Source organism: Variovorax sp. P1_H2 (assembly GCF_056405295.1).
In genome coordinates this window covers 12,401-30,192 of the sequence record NZ_JBFUCJ010000026.1, presented here as the reverse complement: position 1 = coordinate 30,192, position 17,792 = coordinate 12,401, and the positions used below count along the sequence as shown (strand labels likewise).

At 66.9% G+C, this 17,792-nt stretch carries 16 protein-coding genes; 7 read left to right on the top strand and 9 right to left on the bottom strand.

The window, feature by feature from the left end; translation table 11 throughout:
- Window positions 1-2 precede the first annotated feature (2 nt).
- The 5 genes from AC1D2E_RS11830 to AC1D2E_RS11810 all read right to left on the bottom strand — a co-directional run bounded on the left by AC1D2E_RS11830 (window position 3) and on the right by AC1D2E_RS11810 (window position 5,648).
- On the bottom strand, window positions 3-1,127 hold the full coding sequence (locus AC1D2E_RS11830; protein ID WP_478197582.1) for an HAD family hydrolase: 1,125 nt from the start codon (window positions 1,125-1,127) through the stop codon (window positions 3-5).
- A 221-nt stretch (window positions 1,128-1,348) separates the two neighbouring features.
- Window positions 1,349-2,746 carry a patatin-like phospholipase family protein gene (locus AC1D2E_RS11825; RefSeq protein ID WP_478197581.1) on the bottom strand — a complete coding sequence of 466 codons (1,398 nt, stop codon included), beginning with the start codon at window positions 2,744-2,746 and terminating at the stop codon, window positions 1,349-1,351.
- A gap of 36 nt (window positions 2,747-2,782) precedes the next feature.
- Window positions 2,783-3,370 carry a hypothetical protein gene (locus tag AC1D2E_RS11820; RefSeq protein ID WP_478197580.1) on the bottom strand — a complete coding sequence of 196 codons (588 nt, stop codon included), beginning with the start codon at window positions 3,368-3,370 and terminating at the stop codon, window positions 2,783-2,785.
- Between the two features lie 200 nt (window positions 3,371-3,570).
- The gene (locus AC1D2E_RS11815; RefSeq protein WP_478178050.1) at window positions 3,571-4,389 is read right to left on the bottom strand and encodes a transporter family protein; all 819 of its coding nucleotides are present in this window, start codon (window positions 4,387-4,389) and stop codon (window positions 3,571-3,573) included.
- 182 nt (window positions 4,390-4,571) lie between these two features.
- Window positions 4,572-5,648, bottom strand: coding sequence for an AraC family transcriptional regulator (locus AC1D2E_RS11810; RefSeq protein ID WP_478197579.1), 1,077 nt, complete (start codon window positions 5,646-5,648; stop codon window positions 4,572-4,574).
- 135 nt (window positions 5,649-5,783) lie between these two features.
- Between AC1D2E_RS11810 and AC1D2E_RS11805 the strand changes: the two genes are divergently transcribed.
- Complete coding sequence (locus AC1D2E_RS11805) at window positions 5,784-7,280, top strand: coniferyl aldehyde dehydrogenase (RefSeq protein WP_478197578.1); 1,497 nt, start codon at window positions 5,784-5,786, stop codon at window positions 7,278-7,280.
- Window positions 7,281-7,421: 141 nt separating this feature from the next.
- On the opposite strand, the gene AC1D2E_RS11800 is transcribed toward AC1D2E_RS11805, so the two are convergent.
- Window positions 7,422-7,880 (bottom strand): hypothetical protein, encoded by a 459-nt coding sequence (locus tag AC1D2E_RS11800; RefSeq protein WP_478197577.1) that lies wholly within the window; start codon window positions 7,878-7,880, stop codon window positions 7,422-7,424.
- A 237-nt stretch (window positions 7,881-8,117) separates the two neighbouring features.
- Between AC1D2E_RS11800 and AC1D2E_RS11795 the strand changes: the two genes are divergently transcribed.
- The 3 genes from AC1D2E_RS11795 to AC1D2E_RS11785 all read left to right on the top strand — a co-directional run bounded on the left by AC1D2E_RS11795 (window position 8,118) and on the right by AC1D2E_RS11785 (window position 10,796).
- Window positions 8,118-9,863, top strand: coding sequence for a SagB/ThcOx family dehydrogenase (locus AC1D2E_RS11795; RefSeq protein ID WP_478197576.1), 1,746 nt, complete (start codon window positions 8,118-8,120; stop codon window positions 9,861-9,863).
- Window positions 9,864-10,043: 180 nt separating this feature from the next.
- Window positions 10,044-10,253: a hypothetical protein gene (locus AC1D2E_RS11790; RefSeq protein WP_478178045.1), complete on the top strand. Its 210-nt coding sequence runs from the start codon at window positions 10,044-10,046 to the stop codon at window positions 10,251-10,253.
- Window positions 10,254-10,313: 60 nt separating this feature from the next.
- Window positions 10,314-10,796, top strand: a complete 483-nt coding sequence (locus AC1D2E_RS11785) for an adenosine-specific kinase (protein ID WP_478197609.1) — start codon at window positions 10,314-10,316, stop codon at window positions 10,794-10,796.
- 42 nt (window positions 10,797-10,838) lie between these two features.
- Here AC1D2E_RS11785 and AC1D2E_RS11780 read toward each other — a convergent pair whose 3' ends face one another.
- From AC1D2E_RS11780 to AC1D2E_RS11770, 3 genes are all read right to left on the bottom strand, one after another.
- Complete coding sequence (locus AC1D2E_RS11780) at window positions 10,839-11,096, bottom strand: hypothetical protein (protein ID WP_478197575.1); 258 nt, start codon at window positions 11,094-11,096, stop codon at window positions 10,839-10,841.
- 319 nt (window positions 11,097-11,415) lie between these two features.
- Window positions 11,416-12,606 carry a trans-sulfuration enzyme family protein gene (locus AC1D2E_RS11775; protein ID WP_478197574.1) on the bottom strand — a complete coding sequence of 397 codons (1,191 nt, stop codon included), beginning with the start codon at window positions 12,604-12,606 and terminating at the stop codon, window positions 11,416-11,418.
- Window positions 12,603-13,967, bottom strand: coding sequence for a pyridoxal-phosphate dependent enzyme (locus AC1D2E_RS11770; protein ID WP_478197573.1), 1,365 nt, complete (start codon window positions 13,965-13,967; stop codon window positions 12,603-12,605). Before AC1D2E_RS11770 ends, AC1D2E_RS11775 begins: the two co-directional genes overlap by 4 nt.
- Before the next feature lie 283 nt (window positions 13,968-14,250).
- Here AC1D2E_RS11770 and AC1D2E_RS11765 point away from each other — a divergent pair, with 283 nt between their 5' ends.
- From AC1D2E_RS11765 to AC1D2E_RS11755, 3 genes are read left to right on the top strand one after another with little or no spacing between them, the layout of a single operon-like run.
- A complete protein-coding gene (locus AC1D2E_RS11765; RefSeq protein WP_478197572.1) occupies window positions 14,251-15,498 on the top strand; it encodes a thiamine pyrophosphate-dependent enzyme in 1,248 nt (415 codons plus the stop codon).
- Window positions 15,495-16,508 carry an alpha-ketoacid dehydrogenase subunit beta gene (locus AC1D2E_RS11760; RefSeq protein WP_478197571.1) on the top strand — a complete coding sequence of 338 codons (1,014 nt, stop codon included), beginning with the start codon at window positions 15,495-15,497 and terminating at the stop codon, window positions 16,506-16,508. The genes AC1D2E_RS11765 and AC1D2E_RS11760 overlap by 4 nt, the downstream gene beginning before the upstream one ends.
- On the top strand, window positions 16,509-17,729 hold the full coding sequence (locus tag AC1D2E_RS11755; protein WP_478197570.1) for a dihydrolipoamide acetyltransferase family protein: 1,221 nt from the start codon (window positions 16,509-16,511) through the stop codon (window positions 17,727-17,729).
- The last annotated feature ends 63 nt before the right edge of the window (window positions 17,730-17,792 follow it).

Genomic DNA, 17,792 nt, shown 5'->3' with positions numbered 1-17,792 from the left:
GATCAGCGATTCGCCGCCTGCCGGGACTGGAACGGAAACACCAACGCCCAGTCCCGCTTCATGTCGACGACGGTCCAGCCCTTGGCTCGCGCCAGATCGAGCGTCGAGACGCTCAGCTTGCCGACGCTGGAATTGCTGTCGTACGCCCATTCACGCACTGCGTCGGTGTGGTGGACGATGCCCATGAACCGCGCGCCCGTGCCGGCGCCCGTCCACTGCAGCATCTGCAGGTCGCCATCGGAATTGCCGAAGGCGAAGATGGGCCGGCGACCGATGTGGGTATCGATGCCCACGGGCTTGCCGGGTCCGTCGTCGATGAAGCCCAGTTCGGGCAGCCGCATGATCACGGGCTGGCCGTTGCGCTCCTCGTAGCGCGTCTTGCCGCTGCTGCCCACGACCTGCTCCGGCGGCACGCCATACACCTTGTCGGTCCATGGCCGCATGAAGGCCATGCCACCGCCCGAGACGATGAAGGTCTTGAAGCCGTTCGCGCGCAGGTAGGCCATCAGTTCGATCATCGGCTGATACACCATCGACGTGTAGGGCTGGTCAAACCTCGGATGCTTCGCCGTGGCGAGCCAGTCGCGCACCAATGCATCGAACTCGGCCGTCGACATGCCGGTGCTCGTGGCCGCCACCAGCGCAAGGATGGATTTCTCGCCACCCGCCATCGCGGCCTTGACGTCGCCTTTCAGCACCGACGCGAAGGGCTCGGTCGTCTTCCACTCGGGATGCTGTGGCGCCAGCACCTTCACCCGGTCCAGGATGAAGAAGACCTGCGAGTAGAGCGGCTGCTCGGCCCACAGCGTGCCGTCGTTGTCGAAGGTCGCGATGCGCTCGGGAGGCGGCACGAAGTCCGGCGAGCCCGGCGTCGCGACCTTGGCGACGAAGCCGATGATCGACTGCTTCACGCTGCCTTCGTTCCAGGAGGGAAGCGGATCGGGGTTGACCGATGCGCAGCCCGTGAAGAGCAGCAGCAGCGCGTAGAGCGCCGGCAACCACACGGGCCGAGAACGCTGAACCGAAGCAGCGGATCGCATGGCGGGCAGGTTCTGGGCCCGCACGGGTGGCGCCATGCCTGAGAGCACGGCAGTGGCGGCGCAAAGGGCCGAAAACATGAGGCGCATCTGGATCTCCTTCGCAGCAACGCGCTCGCCGGGCCACCGTCGCGGCCGCCCGCTTGCGTTGGCGACCTCGCGATCGAAAAGGGCGAGTGCCCTCCGAATTCGCGATACGCCGATTTTCGAAGGAGCAGCCGCCCCCCGCCATCCCTGCGGCCACCGAGATCCACGTACGTGGTGACGGCGCTGGCCAGGACGACCCGGCGCTTGCAGCGCGATGACGCGCGTCAGGGTGCGGCGGCTGCCGGCACGGCCGACTCTGCCTGCGCTCGCAGTCCGGCCAGCAAGCGCTGATAGTCCGGGTTGTTGCGCAGCAGCTCCCGGCCGGTGGCAATCAAGCGCGCCACCTGCTCCTTGTCAAGAACGAAGCTGGTCGGGATCTCGTTCAGAAAGCGGCGCAGCGGCGGATCGGGCACGTCCTCGAAGCTGAGCTGGATGAAGTACGAGCTCACCGGCCTTTCGGGCGTCGAGAGCTCGCGGGTCCAGCGCTCGAGGCTCTGCTGGGTCTGCCGAAGCGTCGCCACGTTGTAGCGATGCAATTGCACGTTGGTGACCGCGTTCATCGTCTGCCCGAAGGTCGGCGCCCGATTGCTCTCGCCGATGCCCGCCGGTGCATCGGCGGCGGCGTTGACCGAGATGATGGCGATGCGACGCGGCGTGGGGATGCTGAGCGTGCTGACGTATTTTTCGGCGCCGCCGGCCAATTCGACGGCGTCCAACAGTGCGCGAAGGCCCAGGTTGTCGGTGATCCCGCCGTCGACGAACTGGGCGTACCTGTGCGTCACCTTGTTCTGGTAGGCGAGGTCGTCCTGCACCACCATGCGCAGGTAGACGTCGTCGCTGTTGCGCTTCTTCGCGGCGGCCAGCCAAGGCGGCATGCTGCTCGCGCAGCCACTGTAGTTCTCCGCCACCACCGGCCCGAAAATCACCGGCACGGCGCTCGAGGCCGTGACGGCGCGCGCGAGCGGGAAACTGCTCAAGTCCGAGCACAGCAGGTCGAAGTATTCCTGGACAAAGGAGAATCGCCCGCCCGTGCTCAGGTCGGAACTGTTGATCAGGATCAGCGGCGCGCCGCGCCTGGCCAGGTCGCCGAAGGTCGCATCGCCGAACAACGATTGCTGGTAGTAGTCCACCGCCATCTCGGTGCGGCCATCGCTGCTGAACCAGCGCGTGGGGTTCAGCAGACCACGCAGCAGGACGCCCTGGACGTCGCTGCGCAGAAACCGCTCCTCATAGTCGATGAAGATGCGATTGCCGTAGAGGCCGTAGTAGGCCGATGTGAAACTGCCTCCGGACACCGAGCTGATGACGTTGATCGCCTCCAGCAGGCTCTGTTCCCTGCCGTCGATGCGCACGCGGGTGTCGCGCAATTCCTGCATGACCCCGTAGGACAGGGCGGCGGCGCGCGTGCCGCCGCCCGAGAAGGCGACGGCCAGCGTCAAGTCGCCGGAATGCCGGCGCGGGTTCCGGGCGAACTCGCCCAGCGAATAGACAGGGTCCCGGCGACCCTGCGCCAGTGGCGCGTTGTCGACCACGCCGTAGGTCGTGCAAGCGCCGAGGGCCAAGGTCATGACCAGCAACAGCAGCGAACGCCGGCGCAGGAAGACCGCCGCCGCAGCCCTCATGTCGCTTGCCGATGAAGCTGGCTGTCTGGGATGCCGCTACCCCTTCCTCACCACCGAGGTGGCGATGGCCTGTGTGATGGTCATCTTCATCTGGTCGCCGACCTTGACGCCATTGAGCAGGGCCGGGTCCTTCAGCTTCACTTCGGTGAAGTGCCCGAACGGACCCCGAACCATCACGGTGCCCTTGGCCTGGTCGATCGCCCAGATGTTCGACACCATCGTCGTCTGCTTCATCGCAGCCCCGCCGGGCAACTGTCCGACCTGGGCGCGGTCGACGGCCGTCGTCGACATGGCCATGCGGATCCCGTTGCCCGTCTGGAAGTCGRGCGCCACCGACTGGATGTAGGTGGCATCGACCATGTCGCCGACCTTGACCTGGGCCAGGTTCTTGACCCTCGGGTCGACCATCACCGCGAATTCATTCCCTTCCGGTCCCTTGAGGGTCACGATGCGGTTCTTCGGGTCGATCGCCGTCACCAACGCGGAGATCGAGACCTCTTTCATCATGTCCCGGACATCCAGCACCTTGGGGGTGGCCGAAGGCGTGCTCGGCTGCGCCATGGCCGGCGCGGTGAATGCCAGGGCCGAAGCCAATGCGAGAAGTGTGTAGTGGGTCGCTTTCATTTCAGGATTTCCTTTCATGTCCGGGTAGACGGACCGCTCGCGGTACCCATGCCAGATCAGACGACCTGGTATCGCAGTGATCGCTCGCACCCCGCCCTGCGGATTTTCACGATTACGATGCGGCGCGCCATCCGGACGGCCACGCAGGAACACGTACGTGGCCTAGGTGGGCACCGGGATAGGCCGCGCCAACCCAGGACTCATTTCGGGAACATGAACTGCGCCTGCACACGGATCTGCCAGTTGGCGCCGTTGTCCGGCTTCACGACGTTGTAGTACGCCGAGAGTTGCGTGTTCACCGGCAGCTTGCCCAGATGGAAGATCTTGCCGACGCCGCCGCCGAGGGGCACGGTCCATCGCTGGCTGCTGTCGGCCTTCCAGTCGGCGGTGATGACCGGGGCGGTGGTGAGATAGAAGCCGCCGGGGAAGTTGTAGTTGATGAAAGGCTGGAGCAGGAAGTTGTTGTACGAGCCGCCCTGCTTGCTGCTGCTCACCGACCAGATGTTGTTGAACAGTGCGCCGTACACCCACGGGTCGCCGTGGTCGAGGTGCAGCACGACCGCGGAAGGGCCCAGGCCCCAGTTCTTGTTCCCCAGCTCCGAATTGCTGTTGGTGGGAATCTGTACCACCGGGCCGGCGCCCCAGATCCACTTGCCCGGGTTGGCCGGCGACAGGAAGGCGGTCAGCACCGTGTCGCCGATGCCGCTGGTGCTGTCGATGCCCGGACCCAGCGCCGGCATCGAGATGACCGGCAGGATCGTGCGGGTGATGATGTTCCAGTCCTTGTTCACCGAAATCGGTATCACCGGCTGGATGTTGAGGATGTTCTGCGTCCCCTTCTCCGGTCCGTAGTTCAGGTTGGTGTTGTTCTGGAACGGAACGCTGACCAGGTTGCCGACCGGGTTCTGGGCCAGTTTCGCAAGCTCTTCCGCGCTCATCTCCGCCTGTGCCGGCAGGGCCGCGCACGCCGCGACGGCCACGGCGATGCGTGACACCCATGCTGGGGAGTTGAATGGCATTTGGGTCACCCTCGAGAGAAGTCCGTGCAGCCGTCCGAAGTGCTCCGAGGCGCATTCGAATGCGCCCGGACCGCCTGGATCCGAGCCGCCATTGTGGACACCGGCTCTCGAGGCCGCCATCCCGGCGCCCACCTATGCGCTCGTACGTGCCCCGACCCGGCTGTGCCTGCGCGCAACCCGCCTCAGCCGCGACGCTCCCGAAAGTACGCCGGGGTCTGACCGGTCCACTTCCTGAACGCCTTGCGAAAGTTCGATGCGTCGGCGAAGCCGCTGCGCTCGGCGATCTCGTCCACCGACAGCTCCGTGCGCGCCAGCAATTCGATGGCCAGGCGCTTGCGGATGCCGTCGATGATGTCCTGGTAGCGGGTGCCGGCATCGGCCAGACGGCGATGCAGCGTGCGGGTCGACATGTGCAGCCGCTCGGCCATCTCTTGCGCCCGGGGCACGGCGCCCGCACTGTTGAGGCAGGCTTCCTTGATCGACTTGATCAGGGCGTTCTCGCCACCGATGGCTTCGAGCATGCGGGCGCAGAAGTCGGCGGAGAGGCTGGCCGTGATCGGGTTGGCATTGGGCAGCGCGAGCCCCAGCAGGCTGGCGTCGAATTGCATCTGCATGGCATTCGCATCGAAGCTCACCGGGCAATTCAGAATCTCGGGGTAGCGGCCGGCACAGGCTGGCGCCGGGTAGGGCAAGCGCATGCACCGCGGCTGGAACGGCCGCTCGAGCACCCGGCCCATGAGGGTCAGGATCGAGCTGAACCAGAACTCGGTCGCCAAGGGCAGCAGGCGCCCGAGGTCCAGCACATCGCGACCCTCGAAGATCGCCAGCTCGCCCTCGATGCGGAAGCTCTTCTCGAGCACCGGACCCGCCAGCCGCACGTGCTGGATGCCGAAGTTCACCGCGTCGCCCAGGGTCGCGCTGCTCAGCAGCACATAGCCGAAGACACCGAAGTCCGAGATCCGCTGCCGCTGCCYGGCCAGCAGGCCGATCGCAGGTTCCGGCGACAGGCGCTCCACGTTGTCGAAGAGCGCGACCTTCTGGCGCTGCGACAGCCGCGCGTTGTGGTCCGTGATGGCCAGCGGCGAGATCCCCGTGCCCTCGAGCACTGCCGCCGCGTCGACGCCGAGTGCGGCCATCGTCTCGACCAGCGCGGGCAGGCCCAGCGTGGTCTCGCTCGGCGATTCGATGTCGCCGCTGCCGTGTCGATACAGCAGGGACGACAGCGCCGGGGACGGGTGGGCAGTGGACTTGCGGGGCACGGGGTCGGCTTGGAGGGTTGGCAGATTTTCACCCGAATCTGGCGGGTCGCAACCTAGGCGGCGACCTCTTGGACGCCTACATTCAAGCGCCAAGCACGGGGTGCCGCCTTACCCCCTCAGTCACCTGGAGACCGCATGACCCACACACTGGACGCGCCGCGCGCGGAAACCGTCGACCGCGCGAAAGAACGTGTTGCACACCTCTTCGCCACGCAGCAGGCCGCCTTCGCCGCGGCGCCCTGCCCCGACGCGGACCAGCGGCGCGAACGCCTGAAGTCACTCAAGCAGCAGGTGTCGCGCTATCAGGACCTTCTTGCCGAGGCCATGAGCCACGATTTCGGCTACCGGTCGGAAGCGGAATCGAAGATGCTCGACCTCCTCGGTTCGATGCTCGAACTCAACCATGCGATCACGCATGTCCGGCGCTGGATGAAGCCGAGCCGGCGCTCGACGGAACTGCTGTTCCTCAGCAACAGCATCCGGGTGGTCTATCAGCCCAAGGGCGTGGTCGGCGTGATCGTGCCCTGGAACTTTCCGGTCTACCTGGCGCTGGGCCCCCTGGTGGCCGCGCTCGCCGCCGGCAACCGGGTGATGGTGAAGATGCCGGAGGCGACGCCGGCCACCAACGCGGTGCTCAAGCGGATGCTCGCCGAGGTGTTCCCCGAAGACCTGGTGGCGGTGGTCGGCGAAGAACTGGTCGATCCCAATGTCTTCACTTCGCTGCCCTTCAACCACATCGTCTTCACCGGCTCACCGGCCGTCGGCCGCGTCGTGATGCGCACGGCGGCGGACAACCTCACGCCGGTCACGCTCGAGCTGGGCGGCAAGTCGCCGGCCCTCGTCACCCGCAACTACCCGATCGCCGACGCGGCCAAGCGCATCACGCACGGAAAGTCGACCAACTGCGGCCAGATCTGCGTGTCCCCCGACTACGCGCTGGTGCCGCGCGAGCATGTCGCCGAATTCGTCGAGTCCGTCGGGCGCACGTTCAAGAAGTTCTACGCGAACAAGACGGTCGGCAACGCCGACTACACGGCCATCGTCAACGAGCGGCAATACCAACGCCTGCGTGGCCTGCTGGACGATGCCCGCGCCAAGGGGGCGTCCGTCGTGCGCTGCGCGCCCATGCCGACCGGCGAGGGCCGCCAGATGCCGCTTCACATCCTGACCGGTCTCACGCCCGACATGCGGGTGATGTCCGAAGAGCTATTCGGCCCGATCCTGCCCATCGTGCCCTATGACACGATGGACGAAGCGATCGCCTTCATCAACGCGCGTCCGCGCCCGCTGGCCCTCTACTGCTTCAGCCACGACAGCGCCGAACGCGACGCGCTGCTGCGCCGAACGCATTCGGGCGGCGTCGCGATCAACGACTGGGGTTGGCAGGTGGTCAACCACGACGCGCCCTTCGGCGGCATCGGCAACTCGGGGATGGGAACCTACCACGGCGTGGAGGGCTTTCGCGAGCTGTCGCATGCGAAGACCGTGTTCAAGCGCCAGCGTCTGTTCCCGATCGATCTCTTCTATCCGCCCTACGGCACTTTCGTCCAGCGACTGGCGCTGCGGCTCTTCGTGGGACACGCAGATGCCGGCCTGGTCGCCAAGGCAAGCCCTCATCGAGATACGCCCTGAAGGACACACACATGAATCAACGCCCCTGGATCCAGTCGTCATTCCGTCCCATGACCCCTGGCCAGTCCCCTCTCGCAACTGCTCGTTGCGTTTCTCGCCCACCAAGGCGCCGAGCTTCGATAGGCCCCTGTTGCCGCCTGTTCAATCCAGGTAGTCAATGAACTGCGGGATCACCTCGCGCAGGAAGCGGATTTCCTCAGTGGCAATGCTGCGCGGCTCCAGGTCGAAATGGATGAAGGTGCCATAGGGCGTGCCACACTCTCGCGTCAGCAGCCGGCCGTAGTACGACTCGACCATGCCGGCATAGGGTCGGTTCGTCAGGCGCTGATCCTTGGAGGCATGGCTGGTCACGAACTCGCCGTGGGCGATCGCGTACTGGCAGAAGCTCGCGCACAGAGGCACCACCTTCAGCCAGGTGCGGTATTCGGAGTCGCGGTCGAAGGCGTGCGCCGCGTGCATCACCTCGCCGTTCAATTTGTAGATCGCCGTGAACCGATAGGGCGTCCTGTCGTTGAGCAAGGCCAGCGCCGGAACGATCCCGCGGCTGGCAAGAAGGCTGCGAACGGCCGCAGCGGGCGCTGGCAAGTCGACGTCGAGCATGGGTACCTTGGTTGGGGGCGTGGGCGCGAATCTTACGTAATTCTTACTGCGCTTGGGAACCGGGTTTGACCCTCATCTTGTCAGCGCAAACCCTTGGGTCAAGGGTGCGTTTCACCGCCATGGCCTGACGCGTCGGTTGCCAGCCTTGCTGAAGCACTCGAACGATGCCAACATGAGCGAGGAACGTGCACGCAGCAGTTGCGCAAGCCGCTCTGTTGACACCCACAGGAGACCCTGATGGACGCCGCCGACAAGCTCGAAGCGGTGCTGCGCTATCACGAGCGCACCAAGCACCAGTTCCACCGCTATGCGCGCTCCGCCGGCACCCTGGATTGGGTGAACCAACCCAACCCTTTCCGCCGTTACGAGGGCGCGCCGCTCACGCGGTTGCCCATCCTTGGCGCGGACGAAGCGCCGCTGTCGCCTCGCTACGAGGACATGTACCGGCGGGGCGCGGTGCGCAGCGCACCGCTCACGGTCCGCTCGCTGTCGCGGTTGTTCGAGTACGCGCTTGCGCTGTCGGCCTGGAAGCAGGCGAGTGGCACGCGTTGGGCGCTGCGCAGCAACCCTTCGAGCGGCAATCTGCATCCCACCGAGGGCTACCTGCTGATCGGCGCGTTTCCCGGGCTGGCGAACGCGCCCGGCCTGTACCACTACGCGCCAAGAGAGCACGGTCTGGAACGGCGCGCAAACGGCTCCGCCGAGTGGTTCGCGCAGTTGATGCGGGAGTTTCCCCCACAGGCCTTTCTGGTCGGTCTCTCGTCCATCCACTGGCGCGAAGCATGGAAGTACGGCGAACGCGCGTTCCGCTATTGCCAGCACGACGCGGGCCATGCCGTCGGCACGCTTCGCATCGCCGCCGCGACCCTGGGATGGAGCGCTGTCGTGTTGCACGGCCTGGCCGATGAAACCATCGAAGCCTTGCTGGGGCTGAATCGCGCCGAGGACTTCGCCGGCGCCGAGCGCGAACAACCGGAGCTCGTCATGCTCGTCTGGCCGAACGACTCGGCCGGGCCGTGGTGTGCAGGCGCGCAGCGCGCGCTGCCGCTCGACCTTGATCCGCTGTTGGCGCGCGAGCTCACGCAGCAAGGCTGGTGCGGAACTGCGAACCGGCTCAGCCGTGACGACCCCGTCGCCTGGACCGTCATCGACGAGGTGGTGCTCGCCTCACGCAGGCCGATGGGCCAGCGATATGCCTTGGACCTGTTCGATGCGCCTGCCCCTGCCGATCGAAGCGCAGCGTTCCCAGGCGGGCCGACGGCCGGCCGGATCATCCGCCAGCGGCGCAGCCTCCTGGCCTGCGACGGCCGGACCTCGATCACGGCCGAGCGCTTATACGGCATGCTCGCGCGCGTGGTGCCGCGCGTGCAGCTGGAAGCGAATCAGCGGCCGTTGCCCTGGGATGCCATTGCTTGGGAACCGCGTATCCACCTCGCTCTGTTCGTTCATCGGGTGGACGGACTCGACGCGGGGCTGTACGTACTCGTGCGCGACCCGGCCAAGCTGGACAAGCTGAAGCGCGCCATGCATCAACGCTTCGACTGGACCAAGCCCCCCGGATGCCCGGCGGACCTTCCCCTCCACAGACTGGAGAGCGGCGATGTGAGGCAGCTCGCGACGCAATTGAGCTGCCAGCAGGACATCGCGGGCGACGGAGTCTTTTCGCTCGGCATGATCGCCGAGTATCGAGACGCCTTGATCACGCACGGGCCCTGGTTCTACCGCCAGCTCTTCTGGGAAACCGGGGTGATTGGGCAGGTGTTGTACCTGGAGGCCGAAGCGGCGGGCATCGGAGCCACGGGCATCGGCTGTTTCTTCGACGACCCGGTGCACCGGGTGTTCGGTTTCAGCGACCTGGAGTTCCAGTCGGTCTATCACTTCGCGATCGGCGGCCCGGTGGAGGACAGCCGACTTCGCACGCTGGCGCCCTACGGCGTGCGTGAGGAAGACGAGTCGAGTCGAGGCGCGGGGCGAACGGTGTGATCGGCACCCGCACAGGAAGATCCGGGCCAATTCGCTCTCGCATTCGAAAGGCCATGCCAGCGTTGGCGTCGCGGTTGTCGTGGCCGGGAAACGCGCTGCGCAGGCGTACAGTCGCGCATCAGCATGCCGTTTCGGTGCGCGTCTCGGCCGCTGATGGCGACTTCCACCGGAGGGTGCCCCATGAGCGAAAGATCCCCAATCGACGAAGCACGCTTTGCGCAAGCCGTGCAGCTCGTTGCCGCTGCCGTATCCGCCAATTCGCTGAGCAGCGATCGGAGCTTCGATGCGCCCACTCACCAAGACGTCATTCGCGTGGCGCTCATTCGCGCGTATCAGACGCTCGGGGACGCCCGTGACGAGATTGAGGGTCATGTGCGCAGTCCGGATTGACCGGGTCCAGCGGGCGTCCGCGCTGCGGCGGTGTCGGCCGCGCAACGTAAGGAGACTGTCGTGAAACTGATAACCGTCACGATCGACAAGCCGACCGAGGTCAACTTGATCCTCGGCCAGTCGCACTTCATCAAGACGATCGAGGACCTGCACGAGGCGATCGTGCAGACAGTGCCTCAGATGAAGTTCGGCATTGCGTTTTGCGAGTCGAGTGGGCCCGCCTTGGTGCGTCGAACCGGGAATGATGCGGAGCTCATCGAGCTGGCGCAAAGGAATGCCCTGGCGCTCGGCTGCGGACATTGCTTCATTGTCTTCATGACCGGCGGATTCCCGATCAACATCCTCAACGCCATCAAGGCGGTGCCTGAGGTTTGCGCCATCTACTGCGCGACGGCCAATCCGGTGGAGGTCATCGTGGCCGACACCGGGAACGGGCGAGGGATTCTCGGCGTTGTCGACGGCGTCAAGAGCAAGGGGATCGAAACCGAGTCCGATGTCGAAGCGCGCAAGCAGATGCTGCGCCAATTCGGGTACAAGCTCTGAGCGACGAGCGGACGATCACCGTTCCCGACGTCACATGGCCATTCACTCGTGGCCGGGCTGCGCAACCCCAGGCGATGGCAGAAAAGGCTGCGTCGCGTCACGTTCCGCCAGACTCTCGAGGATGGCCGCCTGGCGCAGGTGGTATAGCACCTTGCGCAGAATGGGCTCGGCTTCGTGCTGCAGGAAGTCGTTGGCCTTCGGATCCTTGCGGTACATGCGAAGGACCGTCACAGCCTGCATCGCCTTTTGCCGTCCTCTCAGTCCGTGCAATTGCGCCAGTTGGCGCAGTTCCCTCTTCACGTCAGTCCCATCGAGCGGTCTTTGTTCATGTCCCTCAAGCCATCAGCCGAGCATTGAATCGTCGTTGACAGTGAAAAAGTTGTGACTCTTGCTGAATTCAGTGTAGTTCAAAAGTTCATAGGATACGCTCCGGATCTCCGTTTCGCGCCTTGAGCCGGGCCGGGTCCAGCCCGGTGCCGAGCTGTTTTTCCCGTCGCGATGTTGCTGTTCGCCGGCCACCAGACCACGCGAAACCTGCTGGGCAACGGATGGCAGGCGCTGTTCGCCGATCCCGACGCATGGCGACGCCTGCGCGGCGGCGAGGCAGACCGGGCGACCGTCAGATCCGCGCCAGCGCCTGCGCCAGATCTTCCCGCAGATCCTCCACCGCCTCGACACCCACCGACAGCCGCACCAGCGTGTCCCCGATGCCGAGCCTTGCACGGGTCTCGGCCGGGATCGTGGCGTGGGTCATGATCGCCGGATGCTCGATCAGGCTCTCCACGCCGCCGAGGCTCTCGGCCAGGGAGAAGATCTTCACCGCCTCGAGGAAGCGGCGGGCGCCGGCCAGGTCGCCGTGCAGGTCGAGCGAGATCATGCCGCCGAAGCCGCCCGTCATCTGGCGGCGCGCGAGCGCATGCTGCGGATGCGACGCCAGGCCCGGATAGTGGACCCGCTTGACCTGCGGCTGCCCCTCCAGCCATTGCGCGAGCGCGGCGGCATTGGCGCAATGCCGCTCCATGCGCAACGCGAGCGTCTTGACGCCGCGCAGCGCCAGGAAGCTGTCGAAGGGGCTGGCGATGGCGCCGACCGCGTTCTGCAGGAACCCGAGCCGCTCGCGCAGGGCCTCGTGCCGCGGTTCACGGCCAACGATCGCGACGCCGCCGATCACGTCGGAATGTCCGTTGAGGTACTTGGTGGTCGAATGCACCACGACGTCGAAGCCGAACTCCAGCGGCCGCTGCACGAAAGGGCTGGCGAAGGTGTTGTCGGCCACGCTGATGATGCCGCGCGCGCGGCACAACGCGGCCAGCGCTTCGAGGTCGGCCAGTCCCAGCAGCGGATTGCTGGGGGTCTCGACCCACAGCAGCCGGGTGTCGGGCCGCAGCGCCGCGGCCACCTGCTCGACCTTGCCGAGGTCGGTGTAGCTGAAGCGATGGCCGGCGCTGCGTTGTCGAACCTTGTCGAACAGCCGGAAGGTGCCGCCATAGATGTCGTCGCCCGAGACGATGTGGGAACCCGCATCGACCAGCTCCAGCGTGGTCGAGATGGCGGCCAGCCCGGAAGCGAACGCAAACGCCTGCGAACCGCCCTCGAGATCGGCCACGCAGCGTTCGAACGCGAAGCGCGTCGGATTGTGCGAGCGGCCGTAGTCATAGCCCTGGTGCACCCCCGGGCTCTGCTGCACATAGGTCGACGTGGCATAGATGGGCGGCATGATCGCCCCGGTGCTCGGGTCGGGCGTCTGGCCGGCATGGATCACCCGGCTGGCAAATCTCAGATGTCTGGTGTCGTCGGGATCGCGGCTCATTTCAGTTTTCTTCTCCAGTGGTTCAGCAGGTCGATACGGGTGATCAGGCCATGAAAGCCGGCGGCGTCGGCCACCATGGCCACGTGGCCGCGGTCGAGCACCGCCTCGAGCTGCGCGATGCTGGCACCCGGTGGCAGGGTCTGCACCCTGTCGGTCATGGCGGTCTCGACCTGCCAGCCGAAGCGAGCCGCATCCGCGTGCACCTCGCGCAGCAGATCGGATTCGTCGAGCACGCCGACCAGCCCGCCGTCCCGCAGCACCGGCAGTTGCGACACCTCGGCCAGCTGCATGCGCTGGAACGCCGTCAACAGGGTGTCGTCCGGGCCGACGCTGACCACGCTGCCTTCCTCGACCCGGCGCGAAATCAGGTCGCGCAGATCGCCGTAGCGCTTGCGCGCCAGCAGGCCGTGATCGAGCATCCACTGGTCGTTGTAGACCTTCGACAGGTAGCGGGTGCCGGTATCGCAGACGAAGCTCACGACACGCCGCGGCACCGTCTGCGCGCGGCAGTAGCGCAGCGCGGCCGCCAGCAGCGTGCCGGTGGACGAGCCCCCCAGGATGCCCTCGGCACGCAGCAGCTCGCGCGCGGTGCCGAAGCTTTCTTCGTCATCGATCGAATAAGCCTGCGCGACGCCCGAGAGGTCGGCGATGGCCGGGATGAAGTCCTCACCGATGCCCTCCACCGCCCACGAGCCCGCCTTGCCGATCTTGCCGCTGCGCGTGTATTCGGCGACCACGGAGCCGGCCGGGTCGGCCAGCACGAACTGCAGCGCGGGCTGCACCCGGCGAAAGTAGCGGGTCAGCCCGGTGATGGTGCCGCCGGAGCCGACGCCGACCACGATGGCGTCCAGGTCGTGGCCGGCCTGTTCCCAGATCTCGGGCCCCGTGCCCTGCTCATGTGCCAGCGGATTGGCCGGGTTGTTGAACTGGTCGGCGAAGAAGGCGCCCGGTATCTCCGCGGCGACCCGCGCCGCATAGTCCTGGTAGTAGGCAGGATCGCCCTTGCCGACGTCGGAGCGCGTGATGCGCACGTCGGCGCCGAGCGCCTTCAGGTGCAGCACCTTCTCGGTCGACATCTTGTCGGGCACCACCAGCACCACGCCGTAGCCCTTGGCCCTCGCCACGAGGGCCAGGCCCAGCCCCGTATTGCCGGCGGTGGCTTCGACCACCGTGCCGCCAGGCTTCAGCCGGCCATCGCGCTCGGCGGCCTCGATCATGGCCAGGCCCACGCGGTCCTTGATCGAGCCGCCGGGATTCTGCGACTCCAGCTTGAGGAAAAGCGTGCAGAGACCGGTATCCATGCGCGTCACCTGCGAGAGCGGGGTGTTTCCGATCAGATCGAGGACGGCGGGTTTGCGCATCTCGGAAGTCCGTTGGGAAGAATCGGATCATAGGCCGCTTCGGCACGGCTCGCAGGGCGCACTCGACGCGATCCGGTGGCGCCCGTTTGCAGCTTGCTCCGAGCCCGTAGCGCTCTCCAACGGCTGACTGCGACGCGAACAGACTGCGGCGAGCGCACCAGCTCGCCGAGTCCCGCCGGCCCTGCGTGTCAAGAGAGGTACGGGTAGTTGACCGACTGCGCCGGAGCCTGAAATTCGCTAGGCTTGGCTGGCGAGCGATCCCATCGAGCGCGGAGACCACGCGATGAGCCAGGGCGCACCTCTTCATCTGCATGTGCCGGAGCCCACCGGGAGGCCGGGGCATGAGACGGATTTTTCCTACCTCCACCTGTCGCGCGCCGGCGAGGTGCGAAAGCCTCCGATCGACGCATCGCCAGCCGACACCAGCGATCTGGCCTACACACTGGTTCGCGTGCTCGACGACGAGGGCCGCGTCGTCGGTCCGTGGGCGCCGGAGGCCGACCCCGAACTGCTGCGCCGCGGCCTGCGCGCAATGATGAAGACGCGCGCCTTCGACGCCCGCATGCTGATCGCGCAGCGGCAGAAGAAGATCTCGTTCTACATGCAGTGCCTCGGCGAGGAGGCCGTCGCCACCGGCCACGCGCTGGCGCTGCAGCAGGGCGACATGTGCTTTCCCACCTACCGCCAGCAGGGCCTGCTGCTGGCGCGCGACGACGTGTCGATGGTGGACATGATCTGCGAGCTGATGTCCAACGAGCGCGACCCGCTCAAGGGGCGGCAGCTGCCGGTGTGCTATTCGATGAAGCGAGCCGGCTTCTTCTCGATCTCGGGCAACCTGGCCACGCAGTTCATCCAGGCGGTGGGCTGGGGCATGGCCTCGGCGATCAAGGGCGACACGCGCATCGCGTCGGGATGGATCGGCGACGGCGCCACGGCCGAGTCCGACTTCCACACGGCGCTGACCTTCGCCCACGTGTACCGCGCGCCGGTGATCCTCAATGTGGTCAACAACCAGTGGGCGATCTCGACCTTCCAGGCCATCGCCGGCGGCGAGGCCACCACCTTCGCGGCGCGCGGCGTGGGGTGCGGCATCGCCTCGCTGCGTGTCGACGGCAACGACTTCCTCGCCGTGCTGGCCGCCTCGCGCTGGGCCGCGCAGCGCGCCCGCAGCAACCTCGGACCGACGCTGATCGAATGGGTGACCTATCGCGCCGGCGCGCATTCGACCTCGGACGATCCCTCGCGCTACCGGCCGGCCGACGACTGGTCGCACTTCCCGCTCGGCGATCCGATCCCGCGGCTGGCGCAGCATCTCATCGGCATCGGCGCCTGGTCGCAGCAGGAACACGAAGAGACGCAGGCGAAACTGGAGGCCGAGGTCAACGCCGCGCTGAAAGAAGCCGAGCGCTACGGCTCGCTGGCCGATGGGCATCTCGCCGGCGCCGCGACTATGTTCGAGGACGTCTACAAGGACATGCCGGCGCACCTGAAGCGGCAGCGAGAACAGTTGCAGTCCGGAGCCGCGCCATGAGCGCCATGACCATGATCCAGGCCTTGCGCTCCGCCATGGACGTGATGCTCGAGCGCGACGACAACGTCGTCATCTACGGCCAGGACGTCGGCTATTTCGGCGGCGTGTTCCGCTGCACCGAAGGCCTGCAGGCCAAGTACGGCCGCTCGCGCGTTTTCGACGCGCCGATCTCCGAAGGCGGCATCGTTGGCTCGGCCATCGGCATGGGCGCCTACGGCTTGCGCCCGGTGGTCGAGGTGCAGTTCGCCGACTACTTCTATCCGGCCTACGACCAGATTGTTTCCGAAGCGGCGCGGCTGCGCTACCGCTCGGCCGGCGACTTCAGCGCGCCGATCACCATCCGCATGCCCTGCGGCGGCGGTATCTACGGCGGCCAGACGCACAGCCAGAGTCCGGAGTCGCTGTTCACCCACGTCTGCGGCGTGCGCACGGTGATGCCATCGAACCCGCGCGATGCAAAGGGCCTGCTGATCGCCTCGATCGAGAACGACGACCCGGTGATCTTCCTGGAGCCCAAGCGCCTCTACAACGGCCCGTTCGACGGCCATCACGACCGCCCGCTGGTGTCCTGGTCGGCCCATCCGCTGGGCGAGGTGCCCGAGGGGCACTACGTCGTGCCGCTGGAATCGGCCACCGTGTTCCGCCCCGGCACCGACCTGACGGTGATCACCTACGGCACGATGGTCTTCGTCTCGGAAGCGGCGGCGCGCGAGACAGGGATCGACGCCGAGATCATCGACCTGCGCAGCCTCTGGCCGCTGGACCTGCAGACCCTGGTCGATTCGGTGAGGAAGACCGGCCGCTGCGTGATCGTGCACGAGGCCACGCGAACCAGCGGTTTCGGCGCCGAGCTGACGGCGCTGGTGCAGGAGCACTGCTTCCATCACCTCGAGGCGCCCATCGAGCGCGTGACCGGCTGGGACACGCCCTATCCGCATGCGCAGGAGTGGGCCTACTTCCCGGGCCCGGCGCGCGTGGGCGCCGCATTCCGCCGCGTCATGGAGAACTGAATGGGCACGCATGCGATCAAGGTGCCGGACCTCGGCGAAGGCATTGCAGAGGTGGAGCTGGTGGCGTGGCGCGTGCAGCCCGGCGACACGGTGGCCGAAGACCAGGTGCTGGCCGACGTGATGACCGACAAGGCCACCGTCGAGATCCCCTCGCCGGTCGCGGGCAAGGTGCTCGCGCTCGGCGGCGAAGTGGGGCAGCAGATCGCCGTGGGCTCGGACCTGATCCGCATCGACGTGGGGCCCGATGGCGAGGCGGAGGCGGTGTCGGCCGCGCCCGCAAGAGCGCCGGCGCCTGCAGCGGCAGCGGCAGCGGCAAGCGCACCGGCCGAGCGCGCGCGCCCATCGGACGGCAAACCGCTCGCCTCGCCCGCGGTGCGCCATCGGGCCGCGGCCCTTGGCATCGATCTGCAGCAGGTGCYGGGCAGCGGCGCGGACGGCCGCGTCCTGCACGAGGACCTTGACGCCTGGCTGGTCCGGCGGGCCGGTCCGCAGGCGCCGAGTGCGGCGCGCTACGCAGAACGCAACGACGAGGAGGCCGTTCCCGTGACCGGCGTGCGCCGGCGCATCGCGCAGCGCATGCAGGACGCGATGCGCCGCATCCCGCACTTCACCTACGTCGAGGAGATCGACGTGACCGAGCTGGAGCTGCTGCGCGCGCGGCTCAACGAACACTGGGGTAGCGGGCGGGCGCACCTGACGCTGCTTCCGCTGCTGGTGCGTGCGGTCGTGCTGGCGGTATCGCGCTTCCCGCAGATCAATGCCCGCTTCGACGACGAGGCGGGCGTGCTCACGCGTCACGGCGCGGTGCACGTCGGCATCGCGACCCAGACCGCGGCCGGCCTCATGGTGCCGGTGCTGCGCCACGCGGAGGCACGCGACCTTTGGTCCAGCGCGACCGAGATCGCCCGCCTGGCCGATGCCGCGCGCGCGGGCCGGGCCACACGCGACGAACTGAGCGGCTCGACCATCACCGTCACCAGCCTCGGCGCGCTGGGCGGTATCGCCTCCACGCCGATCATCAACGCGCCCGAGGTGGCGATCGTCGGCGTCAACCGCATCGTGCAGCGCCCGGTGATGCAGGGCGGCGCGGTGGTCGCGCGCCGCATGATGAACCTGTCCTCCTCCTTCGATCACCGCGTGGTCGACGGCCAGCTTGCGGCCGAATTCGTGCAGGCCGTGCGGGCTTCGCTCGAATGCCCGGCCCTGCTTTTTGTCGTGTAGCCCTACGGGGGCGAGCGCGTTGTCGTCTGGGTCTCGCGCTCAAGTCCACCCACAGCTTCAGCT

Coding starts and splice junctions, on each gene's coding strand:
- AC1D2E_RS11830 (WP_478197582.1), bottom strand. CDS start 1,127: ATGCGCCTCATGTTTTCGGCCCTTTGCGCCGCCACTGCCGTGCTCTCA.
- AC1D2E_RS11825 (WP_478197581.1), bottom strand. CDS start 2,746: ATGAGGGCTGCGGCGGCGGTCTTCCTGCGCCGGCGTTCGCTGCTGTTG.
- AC1D2E_RS11815 (WP_478178050.1), bottom strand. CDS start 4,389: ATGCCATTCAACTCCCCAGCATGGGTGTCACGCATCGCCGTGGCCGTC.
- AC1D2E_RS11805 (WP_478197578.1), top strand. CDS start 5,784: ATGACCCACACACTGGACGCGCCGCGCGCGGAAACCGTCGACCGCGCG.
- AC1D2E_RS11800 (WP_478197577.1), bottom strand. CDS start 7,880: ATGCTCGACGTCGACTTGCCAGCGCCCGCTGCGGCCGTTCGCAGCCTT.
- AC1D2E_RS11795 (WP_478197576.1), top strand. CDS start 8,118: ATGGACGCCGCCGACAAGCTCGAAGCGGTGCTGCGCTATCACGAGCGC.
- AC1D2E_RS11790 (WP_478178045.1), top strand. CDS start 10,044: ATGAGCGAAAGATCCCCAATCGACGAAGCACGCTTTGCGCAAGCCGTG.
- AC1D2E_RS11775 (WP_478197574.1), bottom strand. CDS start 12,606: ATGAGCCGCGATCCCGACGACACCAGACATCTGAGATTTGCCAGCCGG.
- AC1D2E_RS11770 (WP_478197573.1), bottom strand. CDS start 13,967: ATGCGCAAACCCGCCGTCCTCGATCTGATCGGAAACACCCCGCTCTCG.
- AC1D2E_RS11765 (WP_478197572.1), top strand. CDS start 14,251: ATGAGCCAGGGCGCACCTCTTCATCTGCATGTGCCGGAGCCCACCGGG.
- AC1D2E_RS11760 (WP_478197571.1), top strand. CDS start 15,495: ATGAGCGCCATGACCATGATCCAGGCCTTGCGCTCCGCCATGGACGTG.